Raw genomic sequence first — 21,789 nt, forward strand, 5'->3', positions numbered from 1 at the left:
GAGCACGCGCAACTGTGCCGAGTTTGCTTTTGATTCGGTGAGAACCGGGCTATGATCGGAGCAGAGCCACACCGTAGAAGGGGCCGGGCAATGCAGGCATGTTTTCTTGGGTTTATCAGTGTTTTCATTGGGCTGAGCGCCACCATGGCGGCGGCAGTAGAGGTTTCGCCACGTCCGCAGATGCGGCCCGGTTCGGGGTTGATCACCGCCGCCACGGTGGTGTCGAGCGATGTTCCGGTCCGGAATCTGCGCCCGCAGATACGGCCCGAGAGAGGCGGCGATGCGGTGCTTGTGTCTGCGTCGACTGATGCCGGTTTTGACCGCTGGGTTGCAGGGTTTCGTGGGCGGGCGCTGAGTCAGGGGATCAGTGCACAGGTGTTTGACCGGGCGTTTCGCGGGGTCACCTTCAACCCGGAGATTGTCGCCAGGGATCGCAACCAGTCCGAATTCAAGCGCGAAATCTGGGACTATCTGGACAGCGCGGTGTCGCCTGTGCGGGTGAAGAACGGGCAGGAGGCGCTGCGCCGTCATCGCCGCGTGCTGGAACGCATAGAGGCCCATTACGGGGTCGAGAAAGAGATCGTGACGGCGGTCTGGGGGATGGAGAGCACCTATGGCGAGCGCCTGGGCGATCTGCCGCTGATCCAGTCCCTCGCGACGTTGGCTTATGACGGCAGACGCGGAAAATTCTTTGAAAGTCAATTGGTTGGGGCGCTACAGATCCTGCAATCCGGTGACGTGACGCCGGAGAGGATGAAAGGATCCTGGGCCGGGGCGATGGGGCATACGCAGTTCATCCCAACCTCTTATCTGGCCTATGCGGTGGATTTCACCGGCGATGGCAAGCGCGATATCTGGTCAGAGGATCCCACGGACGCGCTGGCGTCGACGGCGGCCTATCTCAAAAGGTTCGGCTGGACCAAGGGGCAACCCTGGGGAGTCGAGGTGAGATTGCCGCGTGGGTTCAGTGCCGGGGCGGCTGATCGCAACAAGATGAAGATGCCCTCGCAGTGGGCAGCACAAGGGGTTGTGGGGTTAAACGGTCGTGCGGTGCCGGATCATGGGCGGGCGTCGATCCTGCTGCCGGCTGGATTGCAGGGGCCGGCCTTCATGATTTTCGACAATTTCGCGGTGATCGAGAAATACAACCGCGCCACCTCTTATGTCATGGGCGTGGGTCATCTGGCGGACCGGATCGGTGGCGGACCGGAGATTCAGGCGAGTTGGCCGCGGGGATACAACCCTCTGACTTTCGAAGAGAAAATGGAGATGCAGCGGCGTTTGCAGAGCAAGGGTTACGGTATCGAGAAGATCGACGGGATCATCGGGCCGAATACCGTCAAGGCGATCCGCGCGTTTCAGCAAGCGGTCGGGGTGACGCCGGACGGCGTGCCGTCAAAGGAATTTCTGGCGCTGCTGAAGCGGTCCTGAACGGGGCGCGCGCGTGCAGGGTGATCATCCTGCACGCGGGTTTTATACACAATTCCAAGAGGGCTGTCCGAGGGGGAGCGGAGGGGTCGAGTGACCGCCGCGCGATGTCGGCGATGCGTCTGTCTATCCTCCATATGGTATTGAATTTGCGAATGAGTTGCAAGCGACTTGACTTAGTTGCGAATAACTCTCATATTCACTCCCGGAGATGAAACGAGAGGGATGTGATGCTGATCAACCGCCGCGATGTCATGGGTCTTGCCGCCGGAGCCGCCGTCTGGGCGGGAGGGGGCGCAGGGGCGCAGGAGGCGCGACTGACGGTCGTGGCGACCACCGGCATGATCGCCGATGCGGCGCGTGTGGTGGGTGGCGATCTGGTGGAGGTGCGCGCGCTGATGGGGCCCGGCATCGACCCGCATTCCTATCGGCAGACGCGCAGCGATATCGCGGCTCTCACCCGGGCCGATCTGGTGCTGTGGCACGGGCTGTATCTTGAGGCGCAGATGGAGGATTTCATGCACAAGCTGGGCGCGCGGTCACCGGTGGTGGCGGTGGGCGAGGCGGTGCCGGAGTCGGAACTGATCGACCATGAGGATTACGAGGGCCGGTTCGATCCGCATGTCTGGATGGTGCCGGAGTTGTGGCTGTCCGTGGTGGACCGGATTGCCGATGCGCTGAGCGCCGCGCGCCCCGAAGGTGCAGAGGGTTTTGTCGCCCGCGCCGATGCCTACAAGGCGCAGCTGGGGCGGCTGGAAACATATGCGCGTGGCGTGCTGGCAAGCGTGCCCGCGCCTGCCCGCGTGCTGGTCACGGCACATGATGCGTTCAGCTATTTCGGGCGCGCCTATGATTTCGAGGTCGAGGGGATTCAGGGGATTTCCACCGAGAGCGAGGCCGGGCTGGCGCGGATCGGGGAACTGGTCGAAATGCTGGTCGCGCGGGGCATCGGCGCGGTCTTTGTCGAGAGCACGGTATCGGATCGCAATGTGCGCGCGCTGATCGAGGGTGCGGCGGCGCGGGGGCATGTGGTGCAGGTGGGCGGCGAGCTCTTTTCGGACGCGATGGGCGTGCCGGGCACTTATGAGGGGACCTATCTGGGCATGATCGACCATAACGTGACCACGATCGCGCGTGCGCTTGGCGGTGTGGCGCCCGAGCGCGGCATGGATGCGCGCCTGGCGGCGGGGAGTTGAGCATGGGGCTGGAACTCGTCGGCAGCGAAACCATTGCGGATGCGTCGGAAAGCCCGCTCAGCATAAGCGGGCTGACCGTGTCCTATGGCGAGAAACCGGCGGTGTTTTCGGTCGATGTGAGTTTTCAGCCCGGTCAGATGACGGCGATCGTTGGCCCCAACGGGGCGGGAAAATCGACGCTGTTGAAGGCGGCGCTGGGGATCATCCGACCGCTTTCCGGGCGGGTGACAAGCTATGGCCGCCCCCTCGACGAAATGCGGGCGCGCATCGCCTATGTACCGCAGCGGGCGAGCGTGGACTGGGATTTCCCGGCGCGGGTGCTCGATGTGGTGATGATGGGGCTTTACCGCGAACTGGGCCTGCTGGGCCGGATGCGCGGGCAGCACCGCGCGCGGGCGATGGCCTGTCTGGCGCGTGTCGGCATGGAAGGCTTTGCCAACCGGCAGATCGGTCAGCTTTCGGGCGGGCAGCAGCAGCGGGTCTTTCTGGCGCGTGCGCTGGCGCAGGGGGCCGATCTCTATCTGCTGGACGAGCCGTTTGCCGGGGTCGATGCGGCGACGGAAAAGGCGATCATCAACGTCCTGAAAGATCTCAACGCGCAGGGTAGGACGGTGATTGCCGTGCATCATGACCTGGCCACGGTGCCCGAGTATTTCGACCGGCTGTTCCTGATCAATACCACGGCGATTGCCGAGGGGCCGATGGCCGAGGTGTTCACACCCGCGAATCTGCAGGTCGCCTATGGCGGGCGGCTGGCGCTGGCGCAACTGGGCAGCGCGGCGGCGGGGTGATCATGCTCTGGGAGGCGCTGAGCCTGCAACTGGGCTATAATGCCACGCTGGTGACGCTGGGCGCGATGATGCTGGGTGTCGCCGCGGGGTCCACCGGCACATTTCTTTATCTGAGCAAACGGGCGTTGGTCAGCGACGCGATCAGCCATGCGACATTGCCCGGCGTGGTGCTGGCGTTCATGGCGATGGTGGCGCTGGGCGGTGACGGGCGGTTTCTGCCGGGGCTGATGCTGGGATCGGCGGTTTCGGCGGGGGCGGGACTGCTTGCCGTCACATGGATGGCGGCGCGCACGCGGCTGGCGGAGGATGCGGCGATCGGGGCCGTGCTGTCGGTCTTTTTCGGCTTTGGCGTGGTGCTGCTGACGGTGGTGCAGGTGATGAGCGCCGGACGGCAGGCCGGGCTGGAGACGTTCCTGCTGGGCGCCACGGCGGGGATGCTGTGGGGCGAGGCGGTGGTGATCGCGCTGGGCGGGGCGCTGGTGCTGGGGCTGGTGGTGCTGCTGCGGCGGCCGATGGCGCTGGTGGCGTTCGATCCGGGTTATGCGGCGGGGCAGGGGATGCGCCTGCGCACGGTGGAGCTGGCGATGATGGGGCTCGCGCTGGCGATCACGGTGGTCGGGTTGAAGATCGTCGGGCTGGTGCTGATCGTGGCATTGCTCATCATCCCGCCGGTGGCGGCGCGGTTCTGGTCCGAGCGGGTTGGCGTGGTGGTGGCGATTGCCGGGTTTTTCGGCGGGATCGCGGGCTATGCCGGGGCCGCGATTTCGGCCACGGCGCCCGCCTTGCCGACCGGGCCGATCATCGTTCTGATGGCCTTTGCGCTGTTTCTTCTGTCGCTCCTGCTGGCGCCGGGGCGGGGGGTGCTGGCGGCGACGCTGCGGCATCTGCGGTTTCAGCGGCGGGTGCATCTGCGGCAGGGATTGCTGGCGCTGGCCGGGGGGCAGCCGGTTTATGAGCCGCTGACCCTGCGGCTGATGCGCCGGGCGGGACTGGTGCGCGCCGATGGCGTGGCGACCGAAACCGGCCGGGCGATGGCGGCGCGCGCGCGGCTGGACGAGCGGCGCTGGCAGATGCTGCGCAGCGATCCGGCGTTCGAGGCGGCGGCGGCGCGATATGACGGGTTGACGCCGCTGGAAGAGGTGCTGACCGCCGATCAGATCGCCGCGCTGGATCGCGGGCTGGGACCGGAGGGGATCGTGTGATGGGACAGGATTTCGTCATGCTGTCGCTGCCGCCGCTGGTGATCGGCATCTGCGCGGCGGTGGCCTGTGCGCTGCCGGGGAATTTCCTGCTGCTCAGGCGGCAGGCACTGATCGGCGATGCGATCAGCCATGTGGTGCTGCCGGGGATCGTGGTGGGATTCCTGGTGACGGGCGTGGTGGCGACCTGGCCGATGATGCTGGGCGCGGCGGCGGCGGCGCTGCTGGCGGTGGTGCTGATCGAGACGATCCGGCGGCTGGGGCGGATCGAGCCGGGGGCGGCGATGGGGGTGGTGTTCACCGCGATGTTCGCGGGAGGCGTGCTGTTGCTGGAACAGAGCGCCGCCTCGGGGGTGCACCTGGATGTGCAGCATGCGCTTTATGGCAATCTCGAAAGCCTGATCTGGCTGGATGGCTGGGGCTGGGGGGCGCTGATGGATGCGGAGGCGCTGCGCGGATTGCCGCCGGAACTGCCGCGCATCGGGGGGGTGATGCTGGGCGTCATCGCGCTGACGGCGGTGATGTGGCGGGCGCTGGTCATTTCGACCTTTGACGAGGGATTCGCGCGCACGCTGGGCCTGCCGACCGGCGCAATCGGTCTGGGACTGGTGGCGGTGGCGGCGGTGGCGGCGGTGGCGGCGTTCGACGCTGTCGGCTCGATCATCGTGATCGCGATGTTCATCTGTCCGCCCGCCGCCGCCCGGCTGATGACCAACCGGATGGGCTGGCAGGTGGCGTGGAGCGTGGTCTTTGCCTGCCTGTCGGCGGTTCTGGGCTATGTGTTGGCGGGGTATGGGCCGCTCTGGCTGGGCTATCAGAATGCGCTGAGTGCGGCGGGGATGATCGCCACGGTGTCGGGGGCGATCCTGGGGCTGGCGGCGCTGTTCGGACCCTGCCGGCATCGCGGTGGCGCGCCGGTGGAGAACGGCGCGATCTGAGTATTTGAGGAACGATGAACGCAGCGCGCCGGGCGGTTATCGGGACCGGTCGAGTTGTGCGATGAGGCCGGACATGTCGTAGCCTGCAGCGGCGGCGGCTCTGACGATCTCTTCGCCGGTCCGCTCGCCGTAGCTGGTCAGACTCCAGAGCATCGTGCAGCGGGTGCCGCTGCGGCAATAGGCGAGGATCGGTTTGGGCAATTCGTCGAGGGCGGTGCGGAATGCCGCTGCGTCGGCGGGTGTCACCTGACCCGAGACGATCGGCACGGAGCGCACCTGTAGTCCCGCAGCCTGCGCCGCCGCCGCCACATCGTCATAGGCGCATTGGCCGGGTTCTTCGTCATCGGGGCGGTTACACAGGACCGAGCGGAACCCGGCGGCGGCGATGGCGGGGATGTCGGCGCAGTCGATCTGCGGGGATACGGTGAAATCGTGGGTGATCTGGCGCAGGTCCATCGGGCCCTCCCTGGCGGTTCTGGCCATCATATGCGTAAAACCGCTGCCGAGTTCAATGGCTGCCCTCGACATCGCCGGTGCAGCGGCAGAGATGCGCGCGGCAAGGAACGGTCCTGCGATCACGGCAGATTTTTGCAGGATTGGTCAAACCTGGCGCGATTTTGACGCGATCGGCGCGTGAAATCATGGATTCCGGTACAAACGAAAAGAAAACTTTTGGTAGAGTGCGCCATCGGATCCCGCAAAGAGGGTCCGGATAACCAAACAACGAGGGAGATCCTGTCATGTCTGGAAAATTCGTCGTCGGTTACGACGGCAGCGTTTCGGCGCGGCGTGCGCTGGAATTCGCGGTCGAGCGTGCCCGCGCACAGGGCGGCAGCATCGTGCTGACGCATGTGCTGGAGTGGTCGCCGTATTCGTTCCTCACACCCAATGAACTGGAAGAGCGTCACCTGCGCCGCCGCGAAGAGATGGAGCGCGCTGAGAAAGCGATCATGCACCCGGTGGTGGCGGAACTCAAGGATTCTGGCGTGCCGGTGGAAACCGCGATCCGCTATGGCAACACCGCCGATCAGCTGGGCAAGGTCGCCCGGGAGATGAATGCGGTGCAGATCGTGATCGGGCGCGACGGGCAATCGGAGATCGGCGCGCGAATCTTCGGCTCGGTCGCGGTGGCGCTGGTTCAGACCTCGCCGGTCGCCTGCACCATCGTACCGTGAACATGACAGAACAGGGATGACACAGATGTATAACAAGAGTTTTCCCGCGGTGATGACCGCGGCGGGGCTGGCGCTGGCCGGTGTCCCGGCACATGCGCAGTCGGTTGACGAGACCGTCAACCAGATATTCGCAGACTCGACCGGCTGGTTCGTGAACCTGATATTCGCCAACTTTCCCGGCACGAGTTTTCCGTGGATCGTGGCCTGGCTGGTGATCGGGGCGACGGTGTTCACGATCTATTTCGGCTTTATCCAGTTCCGGGCGGTGGGCCATTCCATCGCGCTGGTGAAGGGCGATTATTCCGATCCCAACGATGCCGGTGAGGTCAGCCACTTTCAGGCGCTGGCAACCGCGCTTTCGGGCACGGTGGGTCTGGGCAATATCGCTGGCGTGGCCGTCGCGGTCAGCATCGGTGGACCGGGGGCGACGTTCTGGATGATCCTTGCGGGTCTGATGGGCATGGCGTCGAAGTTCACCGAATGCACGCTGGGCGTCAAATACCGCAACGAATACGAGGACGGGCGCGTCTCGGGCGGGCCGATGTACTATCTCTCAAAGGGTTTTGCCGAACGCGGGCTGCCGGGTGGCAGGATCCTGGCGGTGCTGTTCTCGATCTTCTGCATCCTGGGTGCGTTGGGCGGCGGCAACATGTTCCAGGCCAACCAGGCGCATCAGCAGATCACCGGCGTGGTGGGGCAGTATCCGGGCTGGATCACCGGCCTGGTCTTTGCCGGGCTGGTCTTTGCCGTGATCGTGGGCGGGATCAAATCCATCGCACGGGTGACGGAAAAGATCGTGCCGTTCATGGGCCTTCTCTATGTCGGCACCGCGCTGGTCATCATCGCGATGAACTATCACCTCATCGGCTGGGCCTTTGGCCAGATATTTGCCGGTGCCTTTACCGGGCTGGGTGTGGCTGGCGGCATGGTCGGCGCGCTCATTCAGGGGTTCAAGCGGGCGGCGTTCTCGAACGAGGCGGGCGTGGGTTCCGCCGCGATCGCGCATTCCGCGGTGCGCACCAAGGAACCGATCACTGAAGGCGTCGTCTCGCTGCTTGAGCCGTTCATCGACACGGTGGTGATCTGCACGATGACCGCGCTGGTGATCATCATCACGCAGCAACTGGTGACCGATCCGCAAACCGGTCTCTACCTGCTGAACGAGGCGGGTAACGGTGTGCAGACGGTGGGCGGCACCTCGGGCGTGGGCCTGACCTCGGCTGCCTTTGGCAGCGCCATTGGCTGGTTCCCCTATGTGCTGGCCATCGCGGTGATCCTGTTCGCGTTCTCGACCATGATCACCTGGTCCTATTACGGGCTCAAGGCATGGACCTATCTGTTCGGCGAGGGTGACACCAAGGAACTGGTGTTCAAGCTGATCTTCTGCGTCTTCGTGGTGATCGGCGCGGCGGCAAGCCTTGGCCCGGTGATCGACTTTTCCGACGCAGCGATCTTTGCGATGGCGGTTGTGAACATCATCGGCCTCTATTTCCTGATGCCGGTCGTCAAGCGTGAGCTGGACAGCTACATGAGCCGACTGAAATCGGGCGAGATCAAGAAGTTCGAGTGAGTTCGTTCCGAGCAACGGAAAGAGGGCCGGGGCGCAGTTTGTGCCCCGGCCTTGTGCATTTCTTCATGGCTGCGCGGAGATGTCACGACCGGCATGTCTGTCAGGACCACTCTGCGTCGGCGGGGTTTGGCCGCCGGGCTTGATTGCGGGCGCAATGGGGCACATTCTTGGAGAGGTGATACAAATCTCATTGCAGAAAGGGGTTGATACCATGGATGACAAACAGGTCTATCAACAGAAGCTGGAAGCCAAGCTGAAGGAATGGCGTGCGGATATCGACAAGTTGCAGGCCAAGGTCGATGGCGCGCAGGCGGATGCCAGGCTGAAATATCGCGAACAGCTGGAAGATCTGGAAGAACGCCGCAAGGAGATCGAGGCGCAGTTGCACAAGCTGCGTGATGCGCAATCCGCGGCGTGGAGCGACATTCGCGCGGGCGCGGACAAGGCGTGGGAGAGCATGTCCAAGGCGATGCAGGACGCCTGGGGGCGGTTCGGGTAGGCGTCAGGGCGCGCAGGTGGGTGCGCGCCCCGTGGAATTCAGGCCGCCGCAAAGCCTGCGTCGAGCGCGGTGAGGATCACGTTGACCTCATCCTCGGAGATGGTCAGCGGCGGCGACATCAGGATGTTGTGGGCGCCGAGGCGCACCATTGCCCCTGCCTCATAGGTGGCCTGATGGATGCGTTTCATGCTGGCCGCGTCCATCGGCGTCTTGTGTGCCTTGTCGCTGACGATCTCGATGCCGGTCATCAGGCCATGCCCGCCGCGCACATCGCCGATGATGTCGTGTTTGCGCGCAAGTTTCAGAACGCCCTCGTATAGCTGCGTGCCGCGTGCCGCCGCGTTGGTTCTGGTGTCCAGCCGCAGCGTTTCCGACAGGCAGGCCACCACCGCCGCCGCGCCGACGGGATGGGCGGAATAGGTGTAGCCGGTCCAGATGCTGCCCTCGGGGCCGGCGGATTCGAACACCTCGGCCACCTTGTCGCCGACCAGAACCCCGCCCACCGGGAAATAGCCCGAGGTGATGCCCTTGGCGATGGTCATGAGGTCGGGTTGCACCCCCCAATGACGCGCGCCGGACCAGTCGCCGGTGCGCCCGAAGCCGGTGATCACCTCGTCCGAGATCATGAGGATCCCGTAACGGTCGCAGATCGCGCGCATGTGTTTCATGAAGCTGGCGTCGGGGACGATCACGCCGCCCGCACCCTGGATCGGCTCCATGATGAAGGCGGCGATGGTCGAGGGATCCTGAAACTCGATCTCGTCCACCATGGCGGTGGCGATCTTTTCGGCCAGTTTCGCCGGGTCGGTTTCATCGAACGGGTTGCGATAGGTATAAGGGCTGGGCAGGTGGAAACAGCCGGGCAGCATCGGTTCATAGCCGATGCGGAAGCGGTTGTTGCCGTTGACCGATGCGCCGCCCCAATGGGTGCCGTGATAGCCTTTCTTGAGGCTGAGGAACTTGGTGCGCGTGGGTTCGCCGCGCAGGCGGTGATATTGCCGGGCCATGCGCAGGGCGGTATCGACGCTGTCGGAGCCGCCGGAGGTGAAGAACACGCGGGTCATGCCGTCCTGGGCGAAGAAGTCCTGCACGGCGTAGGACGCCTCGATCGCCGCCGGATTGGTGCTGCCGGCGAAGGCCGAGTAATAGGGCAGTTGCCAGAGCTGATCGGCGATCGCCTGTTTGATCGCGTCGTTGGAATAGCCAAGGTTGACGCACCAGAGGCCGCCCACGGCATCGACCGGGTTGTGCCCGTCGATATCGGTGATGCGCACGCCCTCGGCCCCCTTGATGATCTTTGGGGTGTTGGTTTGTGCCTCGCCGGGATGGCCCATCGGGTGCCACAGGTGGCGGGCGTTCATTTCACGCAGGAAGTTGTCGTCTTTCATGGGGGTGCTCCGGCAGGGGTGGAATTTGATCAAATTCTGCCACCGGCGCGGGGGAGTGTCCAGAGGGATGTGTGGGGCCGGGGTGAACCCCGGCCTACGTGACGGCGGATCTGTGTCAGTTCACCGTGCTTTCCAGCCCCTCGGGTTGGCCCACGACCACGAAGGTCAGCGCGTCGGGGTCGAGCCGTTCGCGCGCGACGCGGGTGATGTCGTCGAGGGTGACGGCGTTCACCATGTCGTTGCGGTTGGCGATGTAATCGGTCGGCAGGCCCTGCATCTGCATGCCCACGGCGATCGAGGCGATGGGGCCGTTGCCCTCGAATTGCAGGGGATAGGCGCCGGTGAGATAGGTCTTGGCGTTCTGCAATTCCTCCTGGGTCACACCCTCGTTGCGGATGCGTTCCCATTCGGCGCGGATCACGGCGATGGCTTCGGCCACGCGATCATTGGCCGAGGCGACAGAGCCCATCCACAGCTTGGCCGCGTCCTTGTCGGCGAGATAGGAATAGACGCCGTAGGTCAGGCCGCGTTTCTCGCGCACCTCGGTCATCAGGCGGCTTTCGAAGCCGCCGCCGCCGAGGATGTGGTTGAGGATATAGGCGGCGAAGAAATCCGGGTGGTCCCGGTCGATGCCGGGCTGGGCAAAGGCGACGATGGATTGCGGCGTGGCGAAATCGACCACCTGCACCCCGCCGGGCAGGTTCAGATCGGCCGGGCCGGGCAGGGGCGCGCCGGTCTCGGGCAGGTCGCCAAGCAGGTGATCGAGCAGCGTGGCCAGTTCCGCCTCGGTGATGTCGCCTACGGCGCTGATATAGAGCCGGTCGCGGGTCAACCCCGCCGCATGGGCGGCCACGATATCCTCGCGGGTCAGCGCCGTGACGCTCTCGACCGTGCCGTCGAGCGAGGTGGCATAGGGGTGATCGCCAAAGACGAGCCTGTCGAAGGAGCGACCGACGATATCGCGCGGGTTGGTTTCGGACGAGCGGATGCTCGAGATGATCTGGCCTCGGACACGTTCTATGGCGTCGGGGTCGAAACGCGGCTGTAGCAGGCTGGCGCGCAGCAGGTCCACCGCCTGATCGCGGTTTTCGGTCAGGAAACGGGCCGAGACGCTGATCTGATCGTCGCTGAGCGAATAGCTGAAATTGGCGGCCAGCGATTCGGTGGCGCGGGCAAAGGCGCGGGCATCCATGTCGGAGGCGCCCTCTTCGAGCAGGGCGACCATCAGGTTCGTCGCGCCGCGCTTGCCGGGCGCATCGAGCGAGCCACCGCCGCGAAAGCGTAGTTCGAGCGCCACGAAGGGGATCGAATGATCCTCGACCAGCCAGGCGCTGAGTCCGCCGGGGGTGGTCATCTCCTTGATGTCGACACCCGCGCGGGCGGGCAGGGCAGCGAAGAGGATGAAGAGACTGAGCAGGATACGGATCATTGGGTGATCTCCGGGGCCATGAGCCAGCCGGTGACCGATTTCTTGCGGTCGAACACGCGGCGGGCGGCGGCCATGATGTCATCGGCCGTGGTGGATTGCAGAATGTCGGGCCAGGCCTGCACATCCGCGACCGTGAGGCCCTGGGTCAGGGCGCGGCCATAGCGGTTGGCCAGTCCGCCTGCATCGTCGCGGGCATAGATATCCGAGGCGCGGACCTGCATCTTGATGCGGTCGAGTTGTTCGGGATCGACCCCGGTTTCGAGAAAGCTGGTGAGCACGTCGTCCATCGCCGCCTCGGCCTCTTGCAGGGTGACGCCTGCGGCGGGCACGACGACGAGATCGAATGTGGTGTCATCGAGCGACATGTCGGAATACCATGCCCCGACCTGCACCGCGATCTGCGTGTCGAATTGCAGTTTCTCGGCCATGAAAGAGGTCTGTCCGCCGCCGAGAATCTCGGCGAGAAGCGTCAGTGCTGCCGCCTCTTGCTGCGCGCCGCTGTCGCGTTCGGGCGCGAGGTAGGAGCGGCTGACATAGGGTTGCGAGACGCGGGCGTCGCGAAAGGTGATGCGGCGTTCGGCCATCTGCGGCGGCTCTTGCGGGCGGATGCGCTCGGGCAGGTCTGGATTGGCGGGGATCGGGCCGTAATACCTCTCGGCCAGCACGCGCACCTCGTCGGGCGTCACGTCGCCCGCGACGATCAGGATCGCGTTGTTGGGCGCATAGAAGGTGCGGTAATAGTCGAGCGCGTCGTCGAGATCGAGCGCCTCCATCTCGTGTCGCCAGCCGATGATCGGGATGCCGTAGCGGTGGTTGAAATACTGCATCGCGCTTTTTTGTTCGCGAAACAGCGCGGCAGGGCTGTTTTCAACGCGCTGGTTGCGTTCCTCGATGATCACGTCGCGTTCGGTCAGGATGTCGGCCTCGTCGAGTTGCAGGTTGGTCATGCGGTCGGATTCCATGCGCATCACCAGATCCAGCCGGTCGGCGGCGATGCGCTGGAAATAGGCGGTGTAATCGTAGCTGGTAAAGGCGTTGTCAGAGCCGCCATTGCGCGCGACCGTGGCGGAAAATTCGCCCGGCGCCAGCGTTTCGGTGCCCTTGAACAGCAGGTGTTCCAGAAAATGCGCGACGCCGGAGACGCCCGGTTTCTCATCCGCCGAGCCGGCGCGATACCAGACCATCTGGGTGACGACCGGGGCGCGGTGATCCTCGATCACCACCACTTCGAGCCCGTTGTCGAGGGTGAAGGTCGAGACCTGATCGGTTGTCGATGCCTGTGCCATGCCCGCGCCGAGCGGGGCGAGGATCAGCAGCAGGCAGGCAGGCAATAGGCGCATATCCGGTCTCCGGTGCTGTGGGTGTCTGACCGTATAGATACGCCCCTGCGCCCCGGATTCAAGCGACAGGTCCGTTACCGGGGCGGTGGCGGGCTGGCCGGGGTGAGCACGCCGCGCTTGCGCAGCCGCTCTTCTTCGGCATAGGCGTCAAGCCATTCGCGGCGGTAGGCCTGCACGTAATCGTCGCCGGGCAGGATGCGCAGGATATTGACGTTGCCGTAATTCCTGCGCACATCCCTGTCCTCTGCGGCGAGGGTCTGCCGGATGTTCGGTGTCGCGCCATAGCGATTGGCATGGTTGACCAGAGCACCATTCGCGGCTGAGGGTGCGACTGCGCCGAGGGCGGCAGGATTGCCGCCAAGCGCCGCCACGCCATCGGCCAGCGGGTTCTGATCCGTCAGGTTCGCGGCCCCCGGCGTGGGTTGCGGCAGGGTGGCGTAATCTTCGGGTGTCTGGAGCGGCTTTCCGGGAAGGATCGAGAATTCGTCCGGGCCGTTGCCGGTATTGCGCAGCCGCGTCAGGGTCACGTCATCGCGCCCGGAACAACCGGCCACAATGGCCGCCGCCAGTAGGGTCAGAACGGTTTTACGCGGCATCATCATCGCCACTCTCCTGCAACTTTCAATGTGCTTTACCGCATTCGCGGGCCAAGGTCACGAGGGCTTTTTGCCTGCGGGCAGCAGAACCATGCCGAAGGCTCCGGCAAAGACCGCGATATCGGCGATGTTGAAGGCATAGGGGTTGTCGATCCCGCAGCAGGACATGTTCAGGAAATCCGCGACCGCGCCATAGATCAGCCGGTCGATCACATTCCCGAGTGCGCCGCCCGCCAGCAGACCCGCCGCAACCTGATGCAGCCGCGTGCCGGGTTCGCGATGCACCCACCAGAGCACCGCGCCGACAATCACCAGCGCCACGGCGATGAGGATCCATCGGGTTGCCGCCGCCTCGCCGCCCAGCAGGCCGAAATTGATCCCGTCATTCCACGCCATGCGCAGGTTGAGAAAGGGCGGCAGGACGTCGATCCGACCGAGGCTGCGCAGGTCCATGGTATGAACCACGATGTATTTCGTCGCCTGATCGAGCAGAAAGATCCAGAAGGCGGTCCAGAGTGTCAGTCTCATGTGCGTCTCAGTGCCGGAAATGGCGCATGCCGGTCAGCACCATGGCGAGTCCTGCGGCGTCGGCGGCTGCGATCACCTCGTCGTCGCGCATCGAGCCGCCGGGCTGGATCACCGCCGTCGCCCCGGCCTCGGCCGCCGTCATCAGCCCGTCGGCAAAGGGAAAGAACGCATCCGAGGCGACCACGCTGCCCTGCGTGAGCGGTGCGGACAGGCCGAGCGTCTCTGCCATGTCCTGCGCCTTGCGGGCGGCGATGCGGCAGCTGTCGACCCGGCTCATCTGGCCAGCGCCCACGCCCACCGTGGCGCCGTCGCGGGCATAGACGATGGCGTTCGACTTGACGTGTTTCGCCACCTTCCATGCAAAGAGCATGTCGGAGAGTTCGCGATCCGTCGGCGCGCGTTTCGTCACCACGCGCAGAGCCTCTGCCGTGATGCGGCCATTGTCCTTGTCCTGCACCAGATAGCCGCCCGAGACCTGCCGGATCACCCGTCCGGTCGCCGCCGGGTCGGCCAGCCGCTCGGTCAGGAGCAGGCGCAGGTTCTTCTTTCCGGCAAAGATTTCCATGGCGGCGTCATCCGCGCCGGGCGCGATCACCACCTCTGTAAAGATCTGGCTGATCTCTTGGGCGGTGGCGGCGTCGAGCGGCTGGTTGAGCGCGATGATGCCGCCGAAGGCCGAGGTGCGGTCGCAGTCGAAGGCGTTTTTATACGCTTCAAGCAGGGTCGCGCCGCGCGCCACGCCGCAGGGGTTGGCGTGTTTGATGATCGCGCAGGCGGGGCCGTTCCCGGGGGCGAATTCGCTGACCAGCTCGAATGCCGCGTCGGTGTCGTTGATGTTGTTGTAGCTCAGTTCCTTGCCCTGCACCTGACGGGCGGTGGCGACGCCGGGGCGGTGCGTGCCGTCGGTGTAGAAGGCCGCCGTCTGATGCGGGTTCTCGCCATAGCGCAGCGTTTGCGCGAGGGTTCCGGCAAAGGCGTGGCGGCGTGGGGCGGGATCGCCGATGGCCTCCGCCAGCCATGTGGACACGGCGGCGTCATAGGCGGCGGTGCGGGCATAGGCGCGCTGCGCCAGCTTGCGGCGGAATCTGGGGCAGGTGGCGCCGTCATGCTGGTCCATGTCGCCCAGCAGTTTATCGTAATCCCCGACATCCACCACCACGGTGACATGGGCGTGGTTCTTGGCCGCGGCGCGGATCATCGCCGGACCGCCGATGTCGATATTCTCGACGCAGGTTTCATAATCGGCGCCGCGCGCCACGGTTTCCTCGAACGGGTAGAGGTTGACGACCAGCAGGTCGATGGGGCCAATCCCGTGTTCGGCCATCGCCGCCACGTGCGCGGGATTGTCGCGCAGCGCCAGAAGCCCGCCGTGCACCATCGGGTGCAGCGTCTTGACGCGGCCGTCCATCATTTCGGGAAAGCCCGTGATCTCGGCCACATCGCGTACATCGAGGCCCGCATCGCGCAGCGCGCGGGCGGTGCCGCCGGTCGAGAGCAGTTCGACCCCGCGCGCGGCGAGGGCGCGCCCAAGATCAATGAGGCCGGTCTTGTCGGAAACGGAGAGCAGGGCGCGTGTGACGGGCGCGAAATCGGCCATGGGCATGTGATCCTGTATCGGTCTGTTCAGTCGTCGGTCGCGGGCTCGGGCACGTCCTCGATCAGATCGCGGATCCCGATGGGGGTATCCTGTGCCTTGGCCAGCGACCATCTGACATGGGTTGCATAGGCCGTCGCGCGGCCCGACAGGACGATCTGTTCGGCCGCGCGCGGTTTGAGCCGCGTTTTTTCAAGATAGACGCTGGGTTGCAAGGACAAAGCGGCGCGTCCGTCGCTGCGGAACACCCAGATTTCGCCGCTGCGCAGCGCCAGCGAGATTGCGGTGCCGCCCAGATCGACCGAGGCGTCGATATCGGGGTGCAGGTGAAAGCGGATGTCGAAGGGCACGCCGTGCAGGCGGGTGGCGTCGAGCGCCAGATCGAATCGGCGTTTGTCGGCCTCTTCGATGGCGATCAGCATATCCTCGCCCGCAAGGCCCCGCCCGTCAAAGGTCAGATCGAGCCGCCGGATATGGGTCAGGCCATGGGCGGCGACATAGCCGTTCTGAGCGCCTTCGAACCGCAGCCCGTCGGGGGCGCGCGAGAGGCTTACGGGCACATGGCTTGGGGCCTCGCTCAGCCAGTCGCCATGGGCGGTGTCATTGCTGAGCCGGGCGCTTGACTGGCTGGCCAGCACCAGCGTGGAATGCGATGGCGTGGCGCGGCCCGCGCGCCGCCATTCGGTGCCGAAACTGGCCCCCGAGCCACAGCTCACGATCAGCGGGCGGCGGCCCGAGGTCAGTTCGAATGCCAGCGTCGAGGCATGCGCCCCCCCCGAGGCCGGGCCGACGGGCGGAGCGGCGGCGTCGATGATCACGCTGGTGCGTCCCGCGCCCAGCCGGGCATAGCCCATGGCCAGCCCCTGCGCGTGGCGGGTCTTGACGCCGCTTGTGGCGAGTGCGGCATCAAGCCGCCCCTCCAGCCCGCGCCCGCCGCCATGGAACCGCGCGAGCCCGCCATCGGCGTGCCGCAGCAGGCGCAGGGTGGGGGCGATGCGTTCTATCGCGCGCCAATGGGCGTCGTCGGCGGAATGCCCGGCTTCGCTCAGCGTGAGGGCTGTCCAGGTGAGCAGGGTGAAGACATCGAGCAGTTCCTCGGGGTTGCGGGTGGGCAGGCCGCCCTGCGCGTCGATCCGGGCATCGCATTCGCGCGCCAGCGCGGTGCGCGCGGGCGCGAGGTGGCGTTCCATCCCTTCCAGCGCCAGGCCCGCGTAGATCAGCCCCGTCAGCGCCTCGAATCGTGGCAGTCCGGGGCTGGTCGCGTGCCAGCGCCGGGCGAGGAAGGCGGTTTGTTGCGCCAGCGAGCGAAACAGCGGGCGCGAGGCTTCGGACGGCTGGCCGCGCAGCAGGAACATCGCCTGGCTGATCCAGCGGATCAGGCGTCGCCCGGTCAGATCGGGGGTCCAGCCGGGGCCGGTGCCGTTGCCGTAGCGGTCGATCCAGTTCCAGAGCCATTCCTGCGCGCGGGCGCGGGCCGGGCCATCGCCGACAGCAACCAGATCGTCGAGCCAGCCAAAGCCGTGCATCTCGGCGGCAAAGGCGGCGTCGGGCGGATCGAGTTCCCAGATCGGCGTGTCGGGGGCCTGCACCAGATGCCCGGCAAAGACGAAGTTGCCGGCGCAGAGCTGGCGGCCACGCGCCAGATAGCCGATGCTGCGCGGTTCGGGTTGCGAGATCAGGGCGGTGGCCGGACGGCTGAGCGCGGCGCGGCGCGCGGCCAGCCGGTTCATCAGGCGCGCCCAGCGCGTTGACAGGGGTTCGGAATGCGACATGTGCCTCTGGACGCTTCTGGCGGCGCTGATGGGGGCACTATAGCCGCGCGGTCCGGCCAAGTCACCGCCTGATTGACCGCCGGTGTCCGGATTGCCGGGTTGGCCGGTTTCATCCCTGTGTCATCCTGGGGAAAGGCCCGAGGGTCTCCTGATGCAGGATCGGGTCCGGCAGAAGATCCGCCGGTCAAGCCGGAGGATGACGGGAAACGGCGGGGGATGACGGGCGCGGCTGTCGGCCTCAGCGGCGCAGGCAGGCGATGTAGAATCCGTCCATGCCGCCCAGATCGGGCCAGAAGTCGGGGCGCAGGCGCAGGCCGCCCTCTTCGGTGATCCACGCGGGGTCGATGCCGGGGCGATCGAGCGCCGCGCGGTCGGGGGTGAGGCCTGGATGGCGCTGCATCGCCTCTTCGATCTGGCATTCCCCCTCGTCGGGCAGGAGCGAGCAGGTGCAATAGACCAGTCGCCCGCCGGGTTTCAGCAGTGTCAGCGCATGGTCGATCATCGCCGCCTGCAGCGCGATCAGCGCGCCGAAGTCGGACCCGTCCCTGGCGTGCGGCAGGTCGGGGTGACGGCGGATCGTGCCGGTGGCCGAACAGGGCGCATCGAGCAGGATGGCGTCATAGGGTCCGCCACGGTGGTCGAGCGCGTCGCCGACAAGGCAGGTGGCGGTGAGCTGCGTGCGGGCGAGATTCTCGGTGACGCGCGCCATGCGCCGGGCGGAGAGGTCGAGGGCGGTCACATCCGCCCCGGCATGGGCCAGTTGCAGCGTCTTGCCGCCGGGGGCCGCGCAGAGATCGAGGATATGTTCACCCGGCAAGGGGGCCAGCACCTGCACGGGCAGGGCGGCGGCGGCGTCCTGCACCCACCAGTCGCCGCTGGCATAGCCCGGCAGGGCAGAGATCTGGCCGGGGTCGCCCAGCCGGACAGAGCCGGTGGGCAGGACGATGCCACCCAGCCGTTCGGCCCAGCCCTCGGGATCGGATTTGATCGTCAGATCCAGCGGCGCGCCCGCGAAATGCGCGCGCTCCATCGCGGCGACGGCGGCCTTGCCCCAGGCCTCGGTGAGCGGGCCACGCAGCCATGCGGGCAGGCCGGGCACGCGCAGGTCGTTCCAGGATCGGGGGGCGTCCTCGGCCATCTTGCGCAGGACGGCGTTGACCAGCCCCTTGAGGCTGCCAAAGCGGGGGTGGCGGGCGATGATCCCGACGGCCTCGTTGACCACACCGTGCGGATCGCCGCCCTGCGCCAGTTCCACCGTGCCCGCGCGCAGGATGTTGAACACCGGCAGCGGCGGCGGTTTGCGCAGGTGCCGCGACAGGAGGCGGTCTGCGCGCGCCAGCCCGCGCAGCGTATCGGTGGCCAGCCGCTGTGCGCGGGCGCGGTCGGGGGGCGACAGGGCATCCAGAGCGCCGCCCGCGATGAGATCGGACAGGAGGCGGCTCTCGCCCAATACCTGGTCGAGCAAATGCACGGCGGCGGCGCGGGCGGTGGGGGCGCTCTTTTTCATCGGGTTGTCCTTGGCGGCGGGCTGGAGGCGGGATATATCAGCGGGGTCAGCACAAGGAAAGCCCGGCCATGAGCACCGATGACACGCCCGAGACCAGGGATCTGCCGCCAGCAGCCCTGCGCGCGCTGGCCGAGGCCGAAGAGCGGCGCAAGGCCGCCGAGGCGCTGGATCTGCCCCGGGAACTGGGCGGGCGGCGCGAGGGGCTGGAGCCGGTCCGCTATGGCGACTGGGAGAAAAAGGGGCTGGCGGTCGATTTCTGAGCGGGATTGCGGGCGCGGTCTGTCAGCGCAGCTGCAAGTCCGCGAATTGCCCTTGTCCCTGATCGGAAATGAAGCGCAGCGTGCTGCCCTGCACCCGGACCGCCTGGCAGTTGGGTCCGAGATCCATCTGGCCCCAATAGAGATCGCGACAGAAATATCCGCCGTTCCAGCGCCATGCGCCGGTCACGTCGCGGCCAAAGGCGCGCCCCTTGATCCGGCCGTCGGGGGTCACGTTGAGGGTGATGCCAAAGCGGGTGAGATCGCGCCCCTCGATCAACGAGACGAATCTGTCACGCTCGGTGATCTGGGCAAAGCCTTCGGCAAAGGCCGGGTTGCCAAGGGCAAGGGACAGGACGAGGGCCAGGATCGCGCGCATCGGACATACCTGTTTTCAGGGTTATGTACCGGTCTACGCGCGGCGGGGGCAATCGGATCAGTTTTCGCCGAGGCCAAGAACGTCGATCATGTCATAGCTGCCGGGTTTGCGGCCCAGCCCCCAGAGGGCGGCGCGCAGCGCGCCACGGGCAAAGATCGCGCGGTCGGTGGCGATGTGGCGCAGCACGATGCGTTCACCGGCGGCGGCGAAGATGACGTCATGCTCGCCCACGATGTCGCCGCCTCTGATGGCCGAGAACCCGATATGGCCGCGTTCGCGTTTGCCGGTGATCCCGTCGCGGCCACGGTCGCTGACGTTTTCCAGCGCCACGCCGCGCCCTTCGGCGGCGGCCTCGCCCAGCATCAGCGCGGTGCCCGAGGGCGCATCGACTTTCTGGTTGTGGTGCGCCTCGACGATCTCGATATCGAAATCTTCGTCGAGAGCGGCGGCCACCCGTTTCGTCAGTTGCGTCAGAAGATTGACCCCGAGGCTCATGTTGCCGGCGCGTACGATCACCGCATGGCGCGCCGCGGCCTCCAGTTTCTTGAGGTCTGCCGCATTGAACCCGGTGGTGCCGATCACATGCACGACGCGCGCCTGTGCCGCGAGCGTGGCGAATTCCAGCGTGGCGGCGGGCGCGGTAAAGTCGATCACCACCTGCGCGCGGGCAATCACCTCGAGCGGGTCGTCGGTCACGGTCACGCCGATTTCCGCGCCGCCCATGGCGGTGCCGAGATCCTGCCCGGTCCAGGGATGGCCGGGCCGTTCCAGCGCGCCGATGAGCCGGGCGCGGGGGCTGTCCTGAACCGTGCGGGCCAGCATCCGGCCCATCCGGCCCGAGGCCCCGGTGATCACGATACCCGGCAGATCGGTCATGGCGACGGCTCCTGTCCTGATTGCGCTTTTGCATAGCGCGCGACAGGCGGGGCGGCAAGGGGGCGGGCGGGGCGCTATGAGGTGCCGGTGCGATGGGTATTTGAGCCAAGAAGAAACGCGGTGGATTTCCCTGCTTGGAAATGCGGGGCCAAGCGATTAGATGCGGGGTATGGCAAAGAACAGCTTTCATGACGGGCCAGGACCGTCGCAGCGGCAGTTGCGCGTGGGCGAGCTCATCCGGCGCACCCTGTCGGAGGTGCTGATGCGCGGCGATATCCATGATCCCGACCTCAACCGCATCTCGGTGACGGTGGGCGAGGTGCGCACCTCGCCGGATCTCAAGATCGCCACCGCCTATGTGATGCCGCTGGGCGGCGAGGGGCGCGAGGACCTGATTGCGCTGCTGGCGCGCAACAAGCATGAACTGCGGCGGATCATCGGCAAGAAGGTGGGGTTGAAATACGCCCCCGATCTGCGGTTCCGGCTGGATGAGACCTTTGACCAGATGGACGAGGCAAGGCGTCTTTTCGCGCAGGACAAGGTGCGCCGGGATGTGGAAAGCTAGGGTGGCGCTGACGCTGATCGCGCTGGCATGGGCCGGGGCGGTGCAGGCGGCGGAGTGTCGCGTCGAACGATTCGACGGCGCGGGCTATACGGTCTGCGAGGTCGATCTGGTGCGGGGGGATGTGCGGCTTTTTCTCAACGATCCGGGCAGCGGCGCGCCGCTGGGCAGTTTCGTGGCCATCGAGCGGCTGTTGCAGGCTGAAGGCAAGGTGCTGGCCTTTGCCATGAATGCCGGCATGTATCATGCGGATCGCAGCCCGGTGGGTTTATATGTCGAGAACGGGCGCGAGGTGGCACCGCTGGTCACGCGGGCGGGGCCGGGAAATTTCGGGCTGCTGCCCAACGGCGTCTTTTGCCTGCGCGAGGGCCGCGCCGATGTGATCGAGGCCCGGCGATTTGCCGAGGAAGGGCCAGACTGTAACGCCGCCAGCCAATCGGGGCCGATGCTGGTGATCGACGGTGAATTGCACCCGCGTTTCATCGAGGACAGCGACAGCCGCCATATCCGCAATGGTGTGGGCACCTCGGCGGACGGGCGGCGCGCGTGGTTCGTGATCTCGGATCGGGCGGTGAATTTTCATACGTTCGGGCGGGTGTTTCGCGATCACCTGAAGGTGCCGCAAGCGCTGTATTTCGATGGCAAGATCTCGAAGCTGCATGCGCCGCGTCTGGGGCGGTCGGATCTGGGATTTGCCATGGGGCCGATGGTGGGCGCGGTGATTGACGCTGACGCCGCCGTGGATTAGGCCCTGCCGTCTGACAG

Annotated in this window: 22 protein-coding genes; 11 read left to right on the forward strand and 11 right to left on the reverse strand. The window is 66.1% G+C overall.

Annotated elements, in window-relative coordinates; all coding sequences use genetic code 11:
• The first annotated feature begins 90 nt into the window (after positions 1–90).
• From BSG08_RS10895 to BSG08_RS10915, 5 genes are all read left to right on the forward strand, one after another.
• Complete coding sequence (locus BSG08_RS10895) at positions 91–1,431, forward strand: lytic murein transglycosylase (RefSeq protein WP_093036457.1); 1,341 nt, start codon at positions 91–93, stop codon at positions 1,429–1,431.
• Positions 1,432–1,658: 227 nt separating this feature from the next.
• Complete coding sequence (locus BSG08_RS10900; protein WP_093036460.1) at positions 1,659–2,624, forward strand: metal ABC transporter solute-binding protein, Zn/Mn family; 966 nt, start codon at positions 1,659–1,661, stop codon at positions 2,622–2,624.
• Between the two features lie 2 nt (positions 2,625–2,626).
• Positions 2,627–3,415: a metal ABC transporter ATP-binding protein gene (locus BSG08_RS10905; protein WP_093036462.1), complete on the forward strand. Its 789-nt coding sequence runs from the start codon at positions 2,627–2,629 to the stop codon at positions 3,413–3,415.
• A 2-nt stretch (positions 3,416–3,417) separates the two neighbouring features.
• Positions 3,418–4,617: a metal ABC transporter permease gene (locus BSG08_RS10910; RefSeq protein ID WP_093036465.1), complete on the forward strand. Its 1,200-nt coding sequence runs from the start codon at positions 3,418–3,420 to the stop codon at positions 4,615–4,617.
• Positions 4,617–5,552, forward strand: a complete 936-nt coding sequence (locus BSG08_RS10915; RefSeq protein WP_093036468.1) for a metal ABC transporter permease — start codon at positions 4,617–4,619, stop codon at positions 5,550–5,552. The genes BSG08_RS10910 and BSG08_RS10915 overlap by 1 nt, the downstream gene beginning before the upstream one ends.
• Before the next feature lie 36 nt (positions 5,553–5,588).
• On the opposite strand, the gene BSG08_RS10920 is transcribed toward BSG08_RS10915, so the two are convergent.
• Positions 5,589–6,008, reverse strand: coding sequence for a protein tyrosine phosphatase family protein (locus BSG08_RS10920; protein WP_093036471.1), 420 nt, complete (start codon positions 6,006–6,008; stop codon positions 5,589–5,591).
• 284 nt (positions 6,009–6,292) lie between these two features.
• Here BSG08_RS10920 and BSG08_RS10930 point away from each other — a divergent pair, with 284 nt between their 5' ends.
• From BSG08_RS10930 to BSG08_RS10940, 3 genes are all read left to right on the forward strand, one after another.
• The gene (locus BSG08_RS10930; RefSeq protein WP_093036477.1) at positions 6,293–6,727 is read left to right on the forward strand and encodes a universal stress protein; all 435 of its coding nucleotides are present in this window, start codon (positions 6,293–6,295) and stop codon (positions 6,725–6,727) included.
• Positions 6,728–6,752: 25 nt separating this feature from the next.
• Entirely contained in the window at positions 6,753–8,297 is a 1,545-nt protein-coding gene (locus BSG08_RS10935) for an alanine/glycine:cation symporter family protein (RefSeq protein WP_093036480.1), read from the forward strand.
• 211 nt (positions 8,298–8,508) lie between these two features.
• Entirely contained in the window at positions 8,509–8,796 is a 288-nt protein-coding gene (locus tag BSG08_RS10940) for a sll1863 family stress response protein (protein ID WP_093036483.1), read from the forward strand.
• A 38-nt stretch (positions 8,797–8,834) separates the two neighbouring features.
• On the opposite strand, the gene BSG08_RS10945 is transcribed toward BSG08_RS10940, so the two are convergent.
• The 8 genes from BSG08_RS10945 to BSG08_RS10980 all read right to left on the reverse strand — a co-directional run bounded on the left by BSG08_RS10945 (position 8,835) and on the right by BSG08_RS10980 (position 18,950).
• Positions 8,835–10,184, reverse strand: coding sequence for an aminotransferase class III-fold pyridoxal phosphate-dependent enzyme (locus BSG08_RS10945; protein ID WP_093036486.1), 1,350 nt, complete (start codon positions 10,182–10,184; stop codon positions 8,835–8,837).
• A 115-nt stretch (positions 10,185–10,299) separates the two neighbouring features.
• The gene (locus tag BSG08_RS10950) at positions 10,300–11,613 is read right to left on the reverse strand and encodes a M16 family metallopeptidase (protein WP_093036489.1); all 1,314 of its coding nucleotides are present in this window, start codon (positions 11,611–11,613) and stop codon (positions 10,300–10,302) included.
• Positions 11,610–12,953: a M16 family metallopeptidase gene (locus BSG08_RS10955; RefSeq protein WP_093036492.1), complete on the reverse strand. Its 1,344-nt coding sequence runs from the start codon at positions 12,951–12,953 to the stop codon at positions 11,610–11,612. The genes BSG08_RS10950 and BSG08_RS10955 overlap by 4 nt, the downstream gene beginning before the upstream one ends.
• Before the next feature lie 74 nt (positions 12,954–13,027).
• Positions 13,028–13,555 carry a DUF3035 domain-containing protein gene (locus tag BSG08_RS10960; protein ID WP_093036495.1) on the reverse strand — a complete coding sequence of 176 codons (528 nt, stop codon included), beginning with the start codon at positions 13,553–13,555 and terminating at the stop codon, positions 13,028–13,030.
• A gap of 51 nt (positions 13,556–13,606) precedes the next feature.
• A complete protein-coding gene (lspA, locus tag BSG08_RS10965; RefSeq protein ID WP_093036498.1) occupies positions 13,607–14,077 on the reverse strand; it encodes a signal peptidase II in 471 nt (156 codons plus the stop codon).
• A 7-nt stretch (positions 14,078–14,084) separates the two neighbouring features.
• Positions 14,085–15,674 (reverse strand): bifunctional phosphoribosylaminoimidazolecarboxamide formyltransferase/IMP cyclohydrolase, encoded by a 1,590-nt coding sequence (purH, locus tag BSG08_RS10970; protein ID WP_093036501.1) that lies wholly within the window; start codon positions 15,672–15,674, stop codon positions 14,085–14,087.
• Between the two features lie 26 nt (positions 15,675–15,700).
• Positions 15,701–17,443: a heparinase II/III family protein gene (locus BSG08_RS10975; RefSeq protein WP_093036504.1), complete on the reverse strand. Its 1,743-nt coding sequence runs from the start codon at positions 17,441–17,443 to the stop codon at positions 15,701–15,703.
• A 238-nt stretch (positions 17,444–17,681) separates the two neighbouring features.
• A complete protein-coding gene (locus tag BSG08_RS10980; RefSeq protein ID WP_093036507.1) occupies positions 17,682–18,950 on the reverse strand; it encodes an RsmB/NOP family class I SAM-dependent RNA methyltransferase in 1,269 nt (422 codons plus the stop codon).
• Between the two features lie 68 nt (positions 18,951–19,018).
• On the opposite strand from BSG08_RS10980, the gene BSG08_RS10985 reads away from it, so the two are divergent.
• The gene (locus BSG08_RS10985) at positions 19,019–19,210 is read left to right on the forward strand and encodes a DUF1674 domain-containing protein (protein WP_093036510.1); all 192 of its coding nucleotides are present in this window, start codon (positions 19,019–19,021) and stop codon (positions 19,208–19,210) included.
• A gap of 22 nt (positions 19,211–19,232) precedes the next feature.
• Here the strand turns inward: BSG08_RS10985 and BSG08_RS10990 are convergent, their stop codons facing one another.
• A complete protein-coding gene (locus BSG08_RS10990) occupies positions 19,233–19,586 on the reverse strand; it encodes a dihydrodipicolinate reductase (protein WP_093036513.1) in 354 nt (117 codons plus the stop codon).
• Positions 19,587–19,643: 57 nt separating this feature from the next.
• On the reverse strand, positions 19,644–20,462 hold the full coding sequence (gene dapB / locus BSG08_RS10995; RefSeq protein ID WP_093036516.1) for a 4-hydroxy-tetrahydrodipicolinate reductase: 819 nt from the start codon (positions 20,460–20,462) through the stop codon (positions 19,644–19,646).
• Positions 20,463–20,631: 169 nt separating this feature from the next.
• On the opposite strand from dapB, the gene rbfA reads away from it, so the two are divergent.
• Both rbfA and BSG08_RS11005 read left to right on the forward strand, forming a co-directional pair.
• On the forward strand, positions 20,632–21,027 hold the full coding sequence (rbfA, locus tag BSG08_RS11000; RefSeq protein WP_093036519.1) for a 30S ribosome-binding factor RbfA: 396 nt from the start codon (positions 20,632–20,634) through the stop codon (positions 21,025–21,027).
• A complete protein-coding gene (locus BSG08_RS11005; protein ID WP_093036522.1) occupies positions 21,014–21,772 on the forward strand; it encodes a phosphodiester glycosidase family protein in 759 nt (252 codons plus the stop codon). The genes rbfA and BSG08_RS11005 overlap by 14 nt, the downstream gene beginning before the upstream one ends.
• Positions 21,773–21,789 lie beyond the last annotated feature (17 nt).

The sequence above is a fragment of the Roseovarius azorensis genome (assembly GCF_900109455.1).
GTDB classification, from domain to species: Bacteria; Pseudomonadota; Alphaproteobacteria; order Rhodobacterales; family Rhodobacteraceae; genus Roseovarius; species Roseovarius azorensis.